Annotated in this window: 16 protein-coding genes; 9 read left to right on the forward strand and 7 right to left on the reverse strand. The window is 39.4% G+C overall.

Annotation, left to right across the window (positions count from 1 at the left end; all coding sequences use genetic code 11):
* Nucleotides 1-274: 274 nt before the first annotated feature.
* The 3 genes from H6G06_RS28035 to map all read left to right on the forward strand — a co-directional run bounded on the left by H6G06_RS28035 (nt 275) and on the right by map (nt 2,315).
* A complete protein-coding gene (locus H6G06_RS28035; RefSeq protein WP_338422959.1) occupies nt 275-478 on the forward strand; it encodes an HNH endonuclease in 204 nt (67 codons plus the stop codon).
* A 68-nt stretch (nt 479-546) separates the two neighbouring features.
* The gene (locus H6G06_RS18680; RefSeq protein WP_190562820.1) at nt 547-1,551 is read left to right on the forward strand and encodes a Gfo/Idh/MocA family protein; all 1,005 of its coding nucleotides are present in this window, start codon (nt 547-549) and stop codon (nt 1,549-1,551) included.
* Nucleotides 1,551-2,315: a type I methionyl aminopeptidase gene (gene map, locus H6G06_RS18685; protein WP_190562822.1), complete on the forward strand. Its 765-nt coding sequence runs from the start codon at nt 1,551-1,553 to the stop codon at nt 2,313-2,315. The genes H6G06_RS18680 and map overlap by 1 nt, the downstream gene beginning before the upstream one ends.
* Before the next feature lie 230 nt (nt 2,316-2,545).
* Here the strand turns inward: map and H6G06_RS18690 are convergent, their stop codons facing one another.
* On the reverse strand, nt 2,546-2,737 hold the full coding sequence (locus tag H6G06_RS18690; protein ID WP_190562824.1) for an RNA-binding S4 domain-containing protein: 192 nt from the start codon (nt 2,735-2,737) through the stop codon (nt 2,546-2,548).
* Nucleotides 2,738-2,763: 26 nt separating this feature from the next.
* Entirely contained in the window at nt 2,764-3,714 is a 951-nt protein-coding gene (locus tag H6G06_RS18695; RefSeq protein WP_190562826.1) for a zinc-binding dehydrogenase, read from the reverse strand.
* Nucleotides 3,715-3,801: 87 nt separating this feature from the next.
* Here H6G06_RS18695 and H6G06_RS18700 point away from each other — a divergent pair, with 87 nt between their 5' ends.
* The 4 genes from H6G06_RS18700 (at nt 3,802) to H6G06_RS18715 (ending at nt 6,786) form a co-directional block, all read left to right on the forward strand.
* Nucleotides 3,802-4,158, forward strand: a complete 357-nt coding sequence (locus H6G06_RS18700) for a hypothetical protein (protein ID WP_190562828.1) — start codon at nt 3,802-3,804, stop codon at nt 4,156-4,158.
* A gap of 105 nt (nt 4,159-4,263) precedes the next feature.
* Nucleotides 4,264-5,595: an AAA family ATPase gene (locus H6G06_RS18705; RefSeq protein WP_190562830.1), complete on the forward strand. Its 1,332-nt coding sequence runs from the start codon at nt 4,264-4,266 to the stop codon at nt 5,593-5,595.
* Nucleotides 5,592-6,335, forward strand: a complete 744-nt coding sequence (locus H6G06_RS18710) for a retron system putative HNH endonuclease (protein ID WP_190562832.1) — start codon at nt 5,592-5,594, stop codon at nt 6,333-6,335. Before H6G06_RS18705 ends, H6G06_RS18710 begins: the two co-directional genes overlap by 4 nt.
* Before the next feature lie 58 nt (nt 6,336-6,393).
* Complete coding sequence (locus H6G06_RS18715) at nt 6,394-6,786, forward strand: carboxymuconolactone decarboxylase family protein (protein ID WP_190562833.1); 393 nt, start codon at nt 6,394-6,396, stop codon at nt 6,784-6,786.
* A gap of 123 nt (nt 6,787-6,909) precedes the next feature.
* On the opposite strand, the gene H6G06_RS18720 is transcribed toward H6G06_RS18715, so the two are convergent.
* The 4 genes from H6G06_RS18720 to H6G06_RS18735 all read right to left on the reverse strand — a co-directional run bounded on the left by H6G06_RS18720 (nt 6,910) and on the right by H6G06_RS18735 (nt 11,960).
* A complete protein-coding gene (locus tag H6G06_RS18720; protein ID WP_190562835.1) occupies nt 6,910-7,344 on the reverse strand; it encodes a protease inhibitor I42 family protein in 435 nt (144 codons plus the stop codon).
* A gap of 106 nt (nt 7,345-7,450) precedes the next feature.
* Nucleotides 7,451-8,626, reverse strand: coding sequence for a C1 family peptidase (locus H6G06_RS18725; RefSeq protein ID WP_190562837.1), 1,176 nt, complete (start codon nt 8,624-8,626; stop codon nt 7,451-7,453).
* A 586-nt stretch (nt 8,627-9,212) separates the two neighbouring features.
* Nucleotides 9,213-10,565 (reverse strand): pentapeptide repeat-containing protein, encoded by a 1,353-nt coding sequence (locus H6G06_RS18730; RefSeq protein WP_190562839.1) that lies wholly within the window; start codon nt 10,563-10,565, stop codon nt 9,213-9,215.
* A 429-nt stretch (nt 10,566-10,994) separates the two neighbouring features.
* A complete protein-coding gene (locus tag H6G06_RS18735; protein WP_190562841.1) occupies nt 10,995-11,960 on the reverse strand; it encodes a protochlorophyllide reductase in 966 nt (321 codons plus the stop codon).
* A gap of 476 nt (nt 11,961-12,436) precedes the next feature.
* Here H6G06_RS18735 and H6G06_RS18740 point away from each other — a divergent pair, with 476 nt between their 5' ends.
* Together H6G06_RS18740 and H6G06_RS18745 are read left to right on the forward strand one after the other, a co-directional pair.
* Nucleotides 12,437-13,183, forward strand: a complete 747-nt coding sequence (locus tag H6G06_RS18740; protein ID WP_190562842.1) for a tetratricopeptide repeat protein — start codon at nt 12,437-12,439, stop codon at nt 13,181-13,183.
* A gap of 217 nt (nt 13,184-13,400) precedes the next feature.
* Nucleotides 13,401-14,264 carry an SDR family oxidoreductase gene (locus H6G06_RS18745; RefSeq protein ID WP_190562844.1) on the forward strand — a complete coding sequence of 288 codons (864 nt, stop codon included), beginning with the start codon at nt 13,401-13,403 and terminating at the stop codon, nt 14,262-14,264.
* A gap of 35 nt (nt 14,265-14,299) precedes the next feature.
* On the opposite strand, the gene H6G06_RS18750 is transcribed toward H6G06_RS18745, so the two are convergent.
* A complete protein-coding gene (locus H6G06_RS18750; RefSeq protein ID WP_199306786.1) occupies nt 14,300-15,139 on the reverse strand; it encodes a hypothetical protein in 840 nt (279 codons plus the stop codon).
* Nucleotides 15,140-15,279 lie beyond the last annotated feature (140 nt).

The following is a 15,279-nucleotide window of genomic DNA, read 5'->3' on the forward strand; positions in this document are numbered from 1 at the left end:
GCATTCTCAGAAATGGATGCCCTGATTTACTAGAAACGTAGGAAATGGGCAAAACACCGCCATAGGAACAAAGGGAAAAAGTGGATAAACCGGAAATATTGGCAAACTATTGGTGGCGGTGATAACTGGGTATTCGCAACCAGGCAAGAGGGTAAAAACCCGATGCGGTTACTAAAACATAGCTCCACAAAAATCATCAACTATGTAAAAGTCAAAGGAGAGTCGTCACCATACGACGGCAACCTGGTTTATGGGAGTATAAGAATGGGTGACCGTGCCTAGCAGAATCTCAACCCTGCTCAAACGTCAAAAGGGAAAATGCGCCCACTGTGGACTGTTCTTTAAAAATGATGATGTACTGGAAATTGACCATATCATCCCTAAATCGCCAGGTGGAAAGGATGAATACAAACAAGAATCTCCCGCTACAGGCGAAGCCTGCTTCGGTGAGAGTGTCAAGGCATTGATGACACTGTAGCTGATTTCATTGTTTACAAAATTAGCTTTGTAGATCCAAAAACCCAACAAGCAGAATTGGTGAAAATCATGTATAACTCCGAGCCACCTTTGAATACAATCATGCGGGTGGGTTTAGTTGGTACTGGGTATGCGGCAAAACTCCGGGCTGAGGCTTTGCGCCAAGATCCGCGCACACATTTAGTAGCGATCACTGGCCATACTCCCGAAAAGACCGCAGCTTTTGCTCAAGAATATCAAACGGAGGTGATGAATTCTTGGCAACAGCTAGTAGAACGGGAAGATTTAGATTTACTTGTCATTTCCACGATCAATCGGGATCATGGTAAAATAACCCATGCAGCCCTGACTAACGACAAACACGTAATTGTCGAATATCCCCTGTCTGTGGATGTCAAGGAAGCAGAAGAACTAATCGCCTTAGCCAAAGCCAAAAATAAACTCCTGCACGTTGAACATATTGAACTGTTAGGCGGCTGGCATCAAGCTTTAAAACAAAACTTAGCCCAACTGGGTGAATTGTTTTATGTCCGCTACAGTACCGTTAAACCTGAACATCCAGCACCTCGCAAGTGGACTTATCACCATGAGCGTTTCGGTTTTCCCTTAGTCGGTGCGCTATCCCGCTTACATCGGCTGACTGATTTGTTTGGTGAAGTCTTCACTGTCAATTGTCATCAGCGATATTGGGAAACAGAGACAAATTATTATCAAAGCTGTCTGTGTATGGCGCAATTATGCTTTACCAATGGCTTGTTAGCTCAAGTGATTTATGGTAAAGGAGAAACTCTGTGGCAATCAGAACGAAAGTTTGAAATTAACGGTGAAAAAGGGGGTTTAATTCTAGATGGTGACACAGGAATTTTAGTACAGGCACAGGAAACAAAGTTGATTGATATCGGTACTCGTCGGGGATTATTTGCCAAAGATACGAAAATGGTGTTAGACCATCTTTTTTATGGCGCTCCCTTGTATGTCACCGCAGAATCTAGCTTGTATACCTTGAAGGTAGCAGAGGCAGCACGTAGAGCAGCAGAAACAGGTATAACTATATTTTTAACAAAAGAGTCGTAATGAAAACCGAAACAATAGTTATTTTATCCCAGCGAGAAATAGAAAAAATGCGGCGGGCTGGACGTTTAGCAGCCGAGTTATTACAACATTTAGAACCTTTGGTAAAACCAGGTGTGAGTACCCTGCAACTCAATGATGAAGCAGAACGATGGACAAAAGCACACGGAGCCAAAAGCGCACCTTTAGGTTACAAGGGTTATCCTAAGTCAATTTGTACCAGTGTGAATGAGGTAATTTGTCACGGTATTCCCCATCCTAGACAAATCCTCAAGGAAGGTGACATTATCAATATTGATGTGACACCGATTGTCGATGGTTATCACGGCGATACATCCAAGACATTTATTGTTGGTAGTGCTGCACCGAAAACCCAAAAGTTGGTAGAGGTGACAGAAGAATGTCTGCGCTTAGGTATTGCTGAGGTAAAACCAGGGGCGAAAATTGGCGATATTGGCGCTGCTATTCAAGAGTATGCTGAAGCTCAAGGCTTTTCGGTGGTGCGGGATTTTGTGGGACATGGTATTAGTAATATTTTCCATACCGCACCAGATATTCCCCACTATGGTACAAGGGGTAAGGGCAAGCGGTTGAGGCCGGGTATGGTGTTTACAATTGAGCCGATGATTAATGAAGGAACTTATGAAGTAGAGATGTTAAGTGATGGTTGGACTGCGGTAACGAGCGATCGCAAACTTTCCGCCCAGTTTGAGCATACCATTGCTGTAACAGAAGATGGTGTAGAAATCCTGACTTTACCCGCATAGGTTGACACTATAGCTAAAACTCTTGAGCTAAAACTCTTGTGGTGTGGGCATCTTGCCCGCCCTATTTGTGCAAATAAACGTAAGAGATGACAATATCAGACTTTCCCATATTTGTGCAGAAGATTTTGTTTCCACAAGCGATCGCAAAACAAACTTTCCACTCAATTTAAGCATATAATCGCAGTGACGGAAAATGGTGTAGAAATTCTCACTTTACCGTCAGGTGCGACCTATTGAACTACATCCCCAACAGCAACAGTTTTACCAGCGACTGTTACCGTGTCAGTCTCCACTAATTTCCGTCCCCGTCGGGTTTCAACTGTACCATTGACTTTGACGTTACCATCAATAATCATCAGTTTGGCTTGACCTCCAGTTGAGGCTATACCTAACAACTTTAAAAACTGGTCGAGTTTAATCATGTCAGCATTTGTCTAAAAGATTTTTATCATTTGGAAAGGTGTAAAACTGCTTTACCAGGAAAGCGTCTGTCAACCAGTTGTTGCGCTACATCAGCAACTTCTGTCCAAGGAGCTTCTATATCAATATGAGGACGCAATTGGCCAGATTCTACTAGCTCAACTAACCATTTTAGTCCCACGGATGCCGATTCTTGTTTGAGTTCGTGGAATACAATTAGACCGTATATACTCGCACCACCAAGGGCATAAAGATTACCTGCGTTAAAAGTTACTTCTCGTCCTGCGGTAGTTCCAAACACCACAGCCTTACCATCAGTACCTAATAAACCCAAGGCTGTTCCCAGAACATTACCGCCTACAGAGTCCACAATGAGATGATAGGGTCCATATTCTTTTGCAGGTGAAATATCTTCACCGATAACGACCTGATGCGCTCCTGCTGCTTTAACCACAGCTTCATATTTAGGTTGACGCAGGTGTGCTACTACCTTCGCTCCACTTAACCGCGCTAGTTGGATGGCAAAGTTACCAACACCACCGGATGCACCTGTTATTAATACGGAGCGATTTAAGAGAAAACCACCTTTTTTGAGGGCATGATAGGCAGTTAAACCAGCTACGGGGAGAGTGGCAGCTTGAGCAAAAGATACAAAGTGTGGTAGTTCGGCTAGAGCGTTTGTAGGTACGGATACCAGTTCTCCCCAAGCACCACCGGGAAGAAAACCTACCACTCGCACCCCTTGGGCTGGTCCAGAACCATCTACGGCGGGAGTTTCTACTGTACCAGCTAAGTCCCAACCAGGCCGCCAACCAGCCTCAGCAGTGGAAGCGCGTCTGAGTTCTCCACGATTGAGAGAAATTGCTGCAACTCTGATTAATGCTTCATTTGCGGCTGGGGTGGGTGCATTCACCTCACCCAAGGCCAAGCGTCCTGGTACATTGGGATCAACTACAACAGCGCGAATTTTGTTGTTCATATTTTCAGATGTCCTGGTTTGAGTTAAAAACATGAAAATTGGCAATCTTCAGTTAAAATCCAGACAATATCACAAACAGGAGGATGTATGAACCAGTGGATGTTTCCAGATGTCGAAAAAATAACTAAGCAGCCAACAAAAGCGGCTTTAGATTATCAACACCGTTTTACTCAGCCCTGCCTTCTCACCTATTCTGATAATACGATCACTAGCATTTTTGAAGGAACGGGTATTCCACCCGCACAGCATCCTCTAGAACGTCAGTTTATAATGCTGCGCGTGCCAATGACAGAATGTGGGCAATGTCAGAGTACAGAAATAGAAGTTATATATGCACGTTTTGATCATCCTTTGGAAGATCCTAGCCCAGGTGAAGTGGTGTGCGCCTATGAAATTTTCTGTCACAATTGTAATTATTTTACTTATCGAAAATATACACCGTGAGGTTTGATTATCGCTAATGGGAGAAATTCAATAAATAGTTACCAAATTTTTATAAAATAGTAAAACTAGGCTAGTTAGAGCAAATTAAGTAGGTGATATAAACTAATGCACATTCAAAAAGTTATTATCAAAAACTTCCGTTGCTTTGAGCATTTGGAGGTCAACTTAGATTCAGATATTAATATTTTTGTTGGCAATAATGGATCTGGTAAGAGTGCGTTATTGGATGCGATCGCAGCTGCAATGTTACCCTATGTGTGTCAAATTCAAGAAATTGTAGAAAAACGATATCAAGAAGATTCGCCTGTTTTACAACGAGATTTGCCAGCAAAGCAAGAGGGCAGTAAACAAAAAACTCAGACAGAGTTAAATGTATGGGCTACCGGGTTCCCTGATTGGAAAATTGTCTATGAAAAACCGCCAGTTGAAGATGATAATACAAAGATTCGTGTAAGAACTGGATCTCCGACGTTCGTACCAGATGAATTTAAAAGACTTTATTCCGCAATAGAAAAGAAATGTAATACACTAAAGAAAAATCCTAAAACTGAACTTTCTGTCATTGCCTATTATAAGAGCAATCGCCACTTAATTAATATTGCTGATCTTGAAAATATTTCAAATAAATCCTTCGACAGATTTGATGCATTGAATAACGCCTTTGATGCAACAGCTAAATTCACAGATTTAGCTAACTGGTTTTTTGTGCGCGATTTTCAAGAGTTAAGAGAGGGAAAAAAGCGGGGAGATATTAACTTTGAACTTCCAGATTTGAAGCAAGTAAGAAGTGCTATTTCTACAATTATTGCTCCCAATGCTCGCGTTTATTTTTCAGGTGCGACATCTGCAAAACTGATGGTTGAGTGGATAATGGAAACAGGAGAAAAACGAGAACTTTTATTAAGTCAATTAAGTGCAGGTTATCGCAATATGTTAGCGTTAGTGATGGACTTTGCACGGCGTTTAGCTCAAGCAAATCCAGAGATGGAAAACCCGTTAGCAGCAGAAGCAATTTTAATGATTGATGAGTTAGATTTGCATTTACATCCAACTTGGCAACAGAAGATTATTCCTGATTTAAAGAAAGTATTTCCCAATACTCAAATTATCGCTACTACTCATAGTCCTGAAGTTGTGACAACTGTGAAGCAAAATCAGGTTTGGATATTAGAAGATTATCAAGTAAAGCCATGTCCTGAACCTACTAAGGGTAGAAAAAGTTCAGATATTGTGAGAAATGTTTTAGGTTTGAGTGAGTTAAGACCAGATACAGAAGAATCAAGGACACTTACACGGCTTTTTGAAGCAATTGATAATGGTGAATTAGAGGAAGCAAAACGCCTCAAAAAAGAATTACAAAATTGGGAATCTTTTGATCCAGATATGACTAGAGCAGATATGCAAATCCGTCGATTAGAACGGAGGAATGCAGTGTGAAGAATGTGCGTAAATCCCCAGAACCAGAGGAACTAAAAAAATATAAAACGCGATTTTCTTTAGAGGTTAAGCGATGGAGTAATTTAAAAAAGAATAGAAAAAGTTTGAATGCAATTCGTGATACTTTAGCATCTGATCAAAAAGGACTTTGTGCCTATTGTGAAATGTCTCTTCATGATAACAATCGTTCTGTAGAACACTTTATTCCTCGTAACCAATCAACAAAAGAAAATAACTATGATTTAGATTGGCAGAATATGTTGGGTATCTGTCTTCCTCCAGGTGGAATGAAAAATGATGAGTTGGAAAATTTACAACTGCTGAAAGATTCACCATGTTGTGGTAAAAAAAAGGATGGTGACATCCCTGATGGTAAATTGTTAAACCCTCTGAATTTACCAACAACACGATTATTTAAATTCAGTAGTGAAGATGGTGAAATCAGACCTGATGAAATTGCTTGTTTAAAAGCTGGTATTCCTATTGAAAATGTTCAGTTTACTATTGATAAGCTTGCACTTAATGTTCCACGATTGAAGGATCAAAGACTGGTGGTAATTGATGAAATCAATAAAGAACTTGATGATGAGACAATTGATATCAATGATTTAGAAGAGAAAGTCGCAGCAGAATACTTTGGTAATGGTACAGGTAATTGGCATCCGTTTTTTACAACGCTGCGCTGGGTTTTAGGTGCAGTTGCAGAAAAACACCTGATCAATATTTCCTATTCAGGATGAATTAATTTATGATATTACATATTAAATAAACAATTGACAAAACTGATCAAAAAATCCTATGACCAACCTCATCGAATACGAAGACGCGAACGAAGAAGTGCGTGCAGTATATGACGATATCCGGGCTACACGCCAAACTGAATATATCAATAATTTTTGGAAAGCTTTAGCAAATCATCCTCCTACTCTGCGACGCACTTGGGAAAATCTCAAGGAAATAATGGCTGGTCCTGGTGAAATAGACCCCTTAACGCGAGAATTAATTTACATTGCTGTTAGTGTGACTAATGGCTGTGATTATTGCATTGCTTCACACAGTGCTGCTGCTCGTAATAAGGGAATGACTGAGCAAATGTTTGGGGAATTAATGGCTATTACTGGGGCTGCGAATATGACAAATAGGTTTGCTAACGGTTATAAAATTCCTGTTGATGAAATATTTAAGCAGTAGCATTTTACAAGGTGTATATAGCAATTCCCATTCAAGTGAGGTACAAGCAGTAATAATTAAACGCAGATGGACGCAGATGGACGCAGATAATTTTGTACTTCATTAGACTAGGAAATGCTATATCTAACGAATCTGCACTTTGAGGCGATAGGTTTTTAAAGGCGGAAGATTTTTTTCCCAGGGGCGTAAATAGTGAAGTTCCAACATAGTTGAACCTGAACCTTGTGCTAAAAATCGAAAAACTTGATTTTCATTTGCTCCTGGTACTTGTTCTTCTAATGGTTCTAATACCGAATCTCCCAAAGGTTTGAGTTGTTCAGGATCATTTTTGATGATCTGCCAACCGTAGCCTGTCCCTGGGTTGGCTAACAACTTGAGTATGAGAATACTATTCTTTTGAACAATAATCTCACTGTCATTGTTGCTGTTATTAACAGTTACTTCAGAATTTGACATAGGAGTAGTAGTATCAGCACCAACTTGTAAGGCAATGGTCAAACTTGTAAATATACAAATAATCAGAAAAAATGCGGTTAAAACTTCCTTTTTAGAAGCCATAGTTTCAATTTATTGGATGGTAAAAATTAAGGTAAGTTGGGCAATATTGAAAATTTTTGCCCTTTGCCCAACCTACAATTTACTACTTTGGTAGAGGAGTGGAAAATTACTGAGGAATGATTCCTGGGTTAGGTCTGATTAAATTGAGATTCAGTTTCTTCAACAGGTCAGGAGACAATTTATAAAAGTTGCTTCTTGCTTGTGTCCATGCGGCTCCATAACCGATGCTGTTACTATTATAGGCAATCCACATATAGCCATTATCACCCCAGCCTGTACCCCAAGAATTCTTGATTAACCAGGCTTTTTTATTATCATCCCAACCGATGAGGGTGACACCATGATTGATGGCTCCATTAGCTTGCTCGTTAAATACCCCACCAGTATAAGCCTGAAATGCGGGGGTAACACGTACAGCCACTGTTAATGGTCCATGCTTACACATAGCCTGTTTCATTGCCTCTACTGTGGGGATACCGCCGTCAGGTTTGACATATCCCCAAGCTATAGAACGGTAAGGAGTGGAGGCGCTGGAATTGTAAGTATTATTAGTTGCTGTGTAAGGTACTGTACTTTCGGTTGCAGTACCGTTATTAATCAAGAAGTTAAAGGCATTTGACCACCAACCACCACCGCAACTACCTGCACCACCCCAGTTAATAATGTGCTGTTCGGAAGCATCAGCTTGGGTATTGTTGCGAATCAAATTATTACCTTCATAGGCTCCCAAGGTAGCAAATGCCCAGCAACTGCCGCAACCACCTTGATTTCTAACTGGTGTAACTTTATTTAAATTCCGCCAGTCAAAGGATTTTGCGGAGGCAAAACAGCCACGACTATTGATTAATTGTATTTCAGGAATTTTTCCGGGATTGAGTCTTTCAAATTTGTCGCGTTCTGCTAAATCGATATTTAAAATTTGTGCTGCTAGTGCATTTTGTGTACTAGCTTGTGCAGGCAAGTCATTAGGTGCTTTTGTAGCAGCTAGTTGCTCCAATTTATAATCTAGGGCGGTTGTGTAACCTACCTGAAAAGTCAGGTTTTTTACCTGAATATCGCGGCGTAGCTCTACAAGTTGATTTTTAATTGTGAGAGGGGCTTTTTGTTCTCGCTCCAGATAAAGGGGATTAATTTTTATTTGAGATAGTTCTACATTTGCAGATGAGGGTATTTTTAATTGGGCATTCGTTGGTCTAATCGGTTGAGCGAGGGAGACGTTTTGCAAGATTCCTAAACTCAGCAAGGTTGCTGCGGATATTTGCAGAAATTTGGAATTTTTCATGAATTTATCCTGGGAACTGATGAGTTAAAACCAAGTCAGTAAGTTTTGCTAAAAGAGTTTTATTTTCTACCCAGAAATGGTAGTGACGTTAGTGACTGATAACTTTAGAATTAGTTCCAAGGAATTAGGAAAAATTGGTTTATACTCTCCGGGAGATAGCCACGGATATGTAAGTATTCAGCTATAGCATTCGTTCAGACCCAGATCCCCGACTTCTGACATCAATTTATAATTTGTGGACACAATAAATAAAAGAAGTCGGGGATCTTATCGCCTTACCTGAATTCTTACACGGATATTTTTGGTACTCTTCGAGAATGCTTTGCCCACAACAAGCCATGCTTAAACTAGATACCTTGCAGTATCTAGACTATAGGTTGCTATGTCCACCGACGCGAAGCCATATTACGCCTAAATTGATGACAAGCACTCTTTCTCAAGGGCTTTTAGGGTTAAAATTTGTTGAGTCAAACTAAAAACATGAACTTTCACACAGGTCTTTAATATGCAATCGTCTGTAGAGTCATCAAACCAAATATGTCCTGATAGTGTAATTGAGACGGTTAAAAGCGTTGTTTTGCCAACTTTATCTCCCCAACTTATTAGGAATACCTTCACAACCACCAGGAATAGTTCCTCTGGTTTTTTCCCCACACCAAGTGCAGCAGTAGTAACGGGTTGATTCTGACATTCTTTGTACATTGGTGAAATCGGCATTTTCTACGACTGCGCCGGTGTGTTCTCCGGTTTCATAGTCAGGTGCTTTGGTGCGACTGCGGGGTGAGGCTTTTTCTAAGGAACCATAAAATAAACGCACGGCATTTAAATCGGCATTGCTGAGATTAGCATCATATAAGATGGTGCGGGAAAGGTTGGCTTTGACTAAATCACAGCCGCTGAGATTAGCACGCACGAGATTGGCTTCACTTAAATCAGTCCAACGTAAATCAGTTTGAGATAGGTCTGCACCTGCTAACATTACGCCTAAATCTATGACGCGCACGCCTTCTAATCGGTCTTCGGCGTAACCACCAATACCATCAAGAATGGCTCTACCTAAGCGGCGATCGCGTTTTAATGGTGTGAGTAATTTGGAACGGGAAAGAAAGCGGAGAATTTTGGCTTTTCCACTACCATCGACACTACTAAAAATAGCAGCAGTGCGTCCTTCGGCGATCGCTCTTTCTTGTGGCCAGTCTTCTAATAATCCTTCTTCATCTAATACTAAATCAGAAACACCTTGGAAATAAGAATCTATTGTTTGTTGCTGAGTAATAATATTTTGCTGGACTGTGAGCAGGTTTTGTTGAATTGTTAAATCTTTAGAAATCACATATTGTCGCCAAGCCACATAAACGGCGATTACAGCTATAAAAATTTGCCCTAAAGCCCCAAACCATTCGGCTAAAGTTCCCGAAGCTTCCCAGTTAATTTTCTTTCCCCAACGCAGCAGACTATCACCTATACCAGCAAATCTGAATAAGCCAATAATGCCTACTATTAACCCCATAAAAGCTAATAATAATGTTCTATCTTGGGGAGAAAACCATTCTTTGATGGCATCTTGCAACCAAGGTAAAAGCATGGCTATGGATAAAACCAAAGTTGCTATAGTTCCCAAAATACCCAGGAACGAGTTATTAATGAAAATAGCAATAAAAGTTAGAGCGATCGCTAATAAAGTAAAAATTAAGGCTCTAGGCTTTACTAACAACTGATTGCTAGAATGTTCTTTAAAGCTAGATGTAGATCGTTTGAGGGCATTTGTATGTTGGGGAGATTGTAAAGAAGAAATTGCTGCTAAAGCTTGTTGTGCTGCCAAACCTTCTGCTGTTAGTCCATTTTCACGTGCATCATTATCAAAGTCATCTGGCTGCAAGTCTTGTTCTGGTTTCAGTTCTGGTTTTGGTGGATGAGAGGAATTAGATTCAATCGTCATACTTGTTATTTTTCAATACTTATACAATTTTAGATTTTATAGCAGGAGTCAGGAGTCAGGAGTCAGGAGTCAGGAGTAAAACCTTTTCTCACATCTTGCACCAAGCCCAGGTGATTAGAAAGATACTGCTATACAAACTAAGTCCGTCTGCACGGACTCACGGAAAATCAAGGGTTTAAAACCCACGCAGGTGGGTTTTGTATGTATAGCCGTGACTTCCAGTCGCCTGGTGCAAGATGTGAGTTTTTGTAGTGGGAGTTTTATTATCAATTGATGTCCTAACCACCCTGTCCATGGCTATAGTTTTTAGATTTTAAATTTTAAATTTTAGATCAAGAGTCAGGAGTAAATGGCAGAATACTGCTGAATTTAGACTCCTGACTACTGCTACGTAAATTTATTTTTTATGGAACAGGAAACAAGAATTTTTTAAGCTAGTCCTACCAACTTGGCGCTTAGTTCCCACATACGTTCTGCTTTTGCATCATCACTGGCTTCGTTGGAAACTTTCTGTACAAAGGAAGTACCATTTTTTTTCTGTCTATTTCCCCAACTCCAATACATACCAGATTGATTGTATGCTGGATCAGCAACTACTTCTGCTACTCTCTTACCCGCTTCCTCTTCTGAGACAAACCCCCCGGTGATGTACTTCTGGAAGATGGGAAAGATTTTCTGGAATAGTGGATAATGGTCACGGAATAGGGCGGTTGTAGCCACACACCCTGGATAGAGAGAACTGAAGGTGATACCTGTTGACTCATGATAGCGTCGATGCAGTTCTCGCATGGTCAACACATTGCAAACTTTGCTATCTTTATAAGCTTTCACTGGTTCAAATTTCTTACCATCAATCATTGTGTAAGGTGCTTTGAATCCTGCTTCAAAACCTTTTAAATCTCCCAAGTCTGGACGGGGGGGAATTTTTCCTCCCAACTCGTTGGGGTTGTGTGTGACTGTTCCCAAAATCACAAGTCTGGGTTCGGAAGCGGATGATTTTTTGAGGTCATCTAACATCAAGTTACACAACAGGAAATGGCCGAGGTGGTTTGTAGCCACGCTCAACTCGTATCCGTCTGGACTCCACAACGGTTCTTTGATCAAAGGCATATAAATTGCCGCGTTGCAAACCAAAGCATCTAATGACCTACCAGTGGCTCTAAAATCCTGTACAAATTTTCTTACACTGTCCAAAGAAGCTAAATCTATGTGTATAATAGTGTAGCTATCTTTTGGTATTCCTACTGTTTGGGCTGCTTCCTCGGTTTTTGGCAAATTCCGACAGGCCATGATGACGTGCCACTGACCAGTTTGGGCTAGAGCTTTTGCGGCTTGCAAACCAACACCAGAGGATGCACCAGTAATTACAACCGTTGATTTACGCTGTTGTTCCATGTTTTTGAGACTTTGTTGATTGTAGTTGAGTTTTTATATGTTCTCACACCATGTTCACCCATGATCAAGCCCATAACCTCCGAGACCCAAACAGGGAAATCTTAAATGGGAATAGGTAATAATTCTTCCTAAGCTAAATCAGATTAATACTATATACAGCAAACTTTTTGGCAATTGGGCATTTTAAATTAGGTATTTGCGATCAGTCAAAAATTTCTGCTTATTTTCAATCTCACATCAAGTTGAAAATGCAGTAACAGCAAGGATTACAGATGAAGTAGAAGCATCTTGTGTAAATTAATTGTTTAATTATACCTGAACATGATATAATCTCTTTAATTTAATAAAAAATTATCAAAATCTTCATTTTATCCTCAATAAAACAAAAGATAATTGATAATAGTTTCGTTGAGTTGGATACTATTTTAAATAATCCAAAGGTTTTAATATCATATTGTGAGTTGTGTAGGTGCAGCATGGTTGTTTGGCGATGCTTTATTGCCTGTGGATTTATCGGTTTTATGACAGTTGGCTGTGGTGATTTAGGAATATTATCATCAACAGAATATACCAAGCAGGTTGTGCAGGAAAATAATGTTGCTCAACTGATAGCAGAAGTACAAGATAGCCAAAAAGCAGAAAACCTATTAAATCAAGGTAACAGTTTTTTAGATACCAATCGCTACAAAGAGGCTTTGGCTTTATATAATCAAGCGGTGGCGATCAAAAAAGATAGTGTAGAAACATGGGTAAACCGGGGAAATGCTTTATCAGCTTTGCATCGTTATGAAGAAGCTTTAGAATCTTACGATAAAGCGATCGCAATTCGCCCCAATAAAAATGAAGCTTGGTATAATCGGGGAAATGTTTTAACAGCTTTACGTCGTTACCAGGAAGCAGTAAAATCCTACGATGAAGCGATCGCTATTGAGGCAGACAAATCTGAAGCTTGGATAAACAGAGGAATTGCCCTGACAAAATTGCGACAATACAAAGAAGCTTTGGCATCTTATAACCAAGCAATTACCATCGAGCCAAATTCCCATCAAGCATATTACAACAAAGCTTGTAATTATGCCTTGCAAAACCATCTAGAACCAGCAATTGAAAATTTACAAAAAGCGATCCAAATTCTCCCAGAAAAATACAAGGCATTAGCTAAAAATGACACTGATTTTGATAGAATCAGGGATGCAACGCAATTTAATAAATTATTACAATAGACAGGATGTGTTATCTATTGCATCTGCTAAGTATTCCGACAAGAACTTAGATCCCCGACTTCTGTCCATTAGTCATAATTTATTGGCATTATCAAATAAGAAGTCGGGGATCTTACCCACCTTATTTATTCAACCACCTGAATCCTTACTTGCATCTACATAGGCAAAACCTGTATTATCAGGGTAGCACAAATTTAATTGATTCTATCTAGGAGATATGAAAAAACTCCTCATCACAGGTGCAAGCGGTTTTTTAGGTTGGCATCTTTGCCAAATAGCAAAGCAAGAATGGGAAGTTTACAGTACATATCATACCCATTTTCTAGAAATACCAGATGTAAAAATCTCGAAAGTTGATTTGACAGACTTTCAGGCATTAAAGGGCTTATTTAATGATATTAAACCAGATGCAGTAATTCACACATCTGCCCAATCTCAACCTAATTATTGTCAACTTCATCCCCAGGAATCTTATCCAATTAATGTTACCGCATCTGGTAACATTGCCGGACTTTGTGCAGATAATTCCTTACCCTTCGCTTTTACGTCTACAGACTTAGTTTTTGATGGTTTAAACCCTCCCTATCAAGAAACAGATAAAGTTACACCTGTGAATATTTACGGTGAGCAAAAAGTCAAAGCAGAAACAAGTATATTAAAAGTATATCCCCAAGCTGCAATTTGTCGAATGCCGTTAATGTTTGGCAAGGAAACACCGACAGCTAAAAGCTTTATTCAGCAATTTATCCAAACATTGAAAGCAGGAAAAGAACTGAGTTTGTTCATAGATGAATTTCGCACCCCAGTTAGTGCAAACACAGCCGCAAAAGGACTTTTATTAGCTTTAGAAAATGTGAATTGCATTATTCATTTAGGTGGAAAAGAAAGAATTTCCCGTTATGAATTTGGTGAAATATTAGTGGAAGCCTTGCAACTTCCTAGTGATAAATTAAAGTCCTGTTTTCAGGAAGATGTAAAAATGGCAGCGCCAAGGCCAAAAGATGTTTCCTTAGATAGTTCTAAAGCTTTTGGTTTGGGATATCAACCATTATCTGTGAGAGAAGAGTTAGAGAATTTATAAAAATCATCAAACCTGAAAGTTGAAATCAGCAAATATTATCCGTAAAAAAATCTAATATCTGTGAGAGAATAAATTTTTAATTTTATTGATCGATATAAATACATAATAATTTTGAAGAGTTTCTTTATTACTCTTTCAAATAAAGATATTTGAGGATATTCTAACTCTTTTTGCCTTTGAATATAAACTGATTTTTCTTGTATATCAGTTTCACCATTTTTAATTTTCTGCCATTCTAACTTGTCCTTAAAAAAAGAAATATATTCCATCGAATCAGTTCTAATTTTTAAACCAGATTTAGCAGCAGCTAAACCTATGGAATGACCTTCTCCCCGATAATATTTGTTTAATTCACAATAGGCTGCCATACGCTTCCAAGTTTCAATAAAATCAATCTCCCGTCCTTCATCTCGTGTGACAACAAACAAACATTCATGGACAAAAGTAATATCTTCCAGTTGGAGATTAAACTTTTGAGCAACTTTTTGAAAAATCTCGATTTCTCTGGGATTTTTATTGTGTTTAACAATGTTATGCCAGGCAATTTTAGCAGTTATTCCAGGTTGCCAATTTAAAGCATCAGTTATTGGTGCTAATATTCGCATATCTGCATCCATAAAAATACATGAATTAAAAAGAGATAATCCCTTTTCAATTACAAACAGTTTGTCATGATAACAGCCAATGCTTTGCTGTTGATGTGGAAAAGCTAAAACATTGGACATTTCTTGAAAATCTTGGGGGTTATCTGTGAGAATAACAAACGGAATATTAGGTGCAAACTGTGCTAAATCTTTGGCTAATTCTAAAGCCAGCGCACGATAATTTTTACCTAAAGCTAGAGTGCTGAAACAGAATTTACTTGGATTTTGCATATTGTTCATAACAGGGGTTTATCTAAGAGGTTGTTTGATAGCTTGCGTGGCGTAGCCATAAACTTTTTCGTGTGGTATCTGCCACTCACAGATCCCCCTTAAGGAGGGGAACGGTCATCAAAGTCCACGCCAGTTGCTAC

This window comes from Anabaena sphaerica FACHB-251, from assembly GCF_014696825.1.
Classification (GTDB): domain Bacteria; phylum Cyanobacteriota; class Cyanobacteriia; order Cyanobacteriales; family Nostocaceae; genus RDYJ01.

Excerpts from the sequence above, each read along its gene's own strand:
- H6G06_RS18680 (WP_190562820.1), top strand. The coding sequence starts at position 547 with ATGTATAACTCCGAGCCACCTTTGAATACAATCATGCGGGTGGGTTTA.
- map (WP_190562822.1), top strand. The coding sequence starts at position 1,551 with ATGAAAACCGAAACAATAGTTATTTTATCCCAGCGAGAAATAGAAAAA.
- H6G06_RS18690 (WP_190562824.1), bottom strand. The coding sequence starts at position 2,737 with ATGATTAAACTCGACCAGTTTTTAAAGTTGTTAGGTATAGCCTCAACT.
- H6G06_RS18695 (WP_190562826.1), bottom strand. The coding sequence starts at position 3,714 with ATGAACAACAAAATTCGCGCTGTTGTAGTTGATCCCAATGTACCAGGA.
- H6G06_RS18700 (WP_190562828.1), top strand. The coding sequence starts at position 3,802 with ATGAACCAGTGGATGTTTCCAGATGTCGAAAAAATAACTAAGCAGCCA.
- H6G06_RS18705 (WP_190562830.1), top strand. The coding sequence starts at position 4,264 with ATGCACATTCAAAAAGTTATTATCAAAAACTTCCGTTGCTTTGAGCAT.
- H6G06_RS18715 (WP_190562833.1), top strand. The coding sequence starts at position 6,394 with ATGACCAACCTCATCGAATACGAAGACGCGAACGAAGAAGTGCGTGCA.
- H6G06_RS18720 (WP_190562835.1), bottom strand. The coding sequence starts at position 7,344 with ATGGCTTCTAAAAAGGAAGTTTTAACCGCATTTTTTCTGATTATTTGT.
- H6G06_RS18725 (WP_190562837.1), bottom strand. The coding sequence starts at position 8,626 with ATGAAAAATTCCAAATTTCTGCAAATATCCGCAGCAACCTTGCTGAGT.
- H6G06_RS18730 (WP_190562839.1), bottom strand. The coding sequence starts at position 10,565 with ATGACGATTGAATCTAATTCCTCTCATCCACCAAAACCAGAACTGAAA.
- H6G06_RS18735 (WP_190562841.1), bottom strand. The coding sequence starts at position 11,960 with ATGGAACAACAGCGTAAATCAACGGTTGTAATTACTGGTGCATCCTCT.
- H6G06_RS18740 (WP_190562842.1), top strand. The coding sequence starts at position 12,437 with ATGGTTGTTTGGCGATGCTTTATTGCCTGTGGATTTATCGGTTTTATG.
- H6G06_RS18745 (WP_190562844.1), top strand. The coding sequence starts at position 13,401 with ATGAAAAAACTCCTCATCACAGGTGCAAGCGGTTTTTTAGGTTGGCAT.
- H6G06_RS18750 (WP_199306786.1), bottom strand. The coding sequence starts at position 15,139 with ATGCAAAATCCAAGTAAATTCTGTTTCAGCACTCTAGCTTTAGGTAAA.